The following is a 909-nucleotide window of genomic DNA, read 5'->3' as shown; positions in this document are numbered from 1 at the left end:
AACATGGTGACAGACTCGCTAGAATACGTGAAATACATGCTGCAATACCGTGGCGGCGGCCTTGGTATGCAAATCATGTTGCTATGTGGTTTCGCCTCTTACATGACTCACATCGGCGCAAACAACGTTGTCGTGAAACAGTTCTCTAAACCGCTTTCTGTTATCAAGTCTCCTTATGTCCTTTTGGTAGCGGCTTACATTGTGGCGTGTTTGATGTCTCTAGCGGTGAGCTCTGCAACAGGCCTTGGCGTTCTATTGATGGCTACCCTATTCCCAATGATGGTTGCGATGGGTATCTCTCGTCCTGCGGCTGTGGCAGTGTGTGCATCTCCTGCTGCTATTATTCTTTCTCCTACTTCAGGTGACGTTGTTATTGCTGCAGAAAAGTCTGGCTTGGCGCTAGATGTGTTTGCGGTACAAACTGTTCTTCCTGTTTCGATTTGTGCAATCGTCGTAATGGCGGCAGCAGCTTTCTTCTGGAACAAATACCTAGATAAGAAAGAAAATACGCCGATGGAAAAAATCGACGTATCAGAAATTAAAGCAGATGCACCAGCGTTTTACGCAGCACTACCATTCTTACCAATCATCGGTGTGTTCCTATTTAATGGCCGTACGATTCCTGGTCTTAGTCTAGATATCTACACCATCGTTGTGGGTTCTATTTTCCTTGGCGCACTTATCCATTATGTCGTGAACAAATTCGACGGCAAAAAAGCGCTTGAAGATTTAGACTCATGCTACGCAGGCATGGCCGATGCATTTAAAGGCGTTGTGATGTTGTTGGTTGCGGCAGGCGTATTTGCACAAGGTCTGATGTCTATCGGTGCTATCGATAACCTACTTCACCTTGCCGATAACGCAGGTGCGGGCGGCGTTGCACTAATGCTGATCCTAACAGGTCTAACC

The 909-nt window shown here is 46.8% G+C and carries 1 protein-coding gene; it reads left to right on the top strand.

Annotation, left to right across the window (positions count from 1 at the left end; translation table 11 throughout):
* Window positions 1-909, top strand: a 909-nt coding sequence (gene dcuC / locus R7190_RS26180; RefSeq protein ID WP_318137717.1) for a C4-dicarboxylate transporter DcuC, incomplete at both ends; no start/stop codon positions are given.

Source organism: Vibrio sp. 1078-1 (assembly GCF_033340475.1).
Note: the sequence above shows the minus strand (reverse complement) of the source record. Positions and strands in the feature narration are given on the sequence as shown.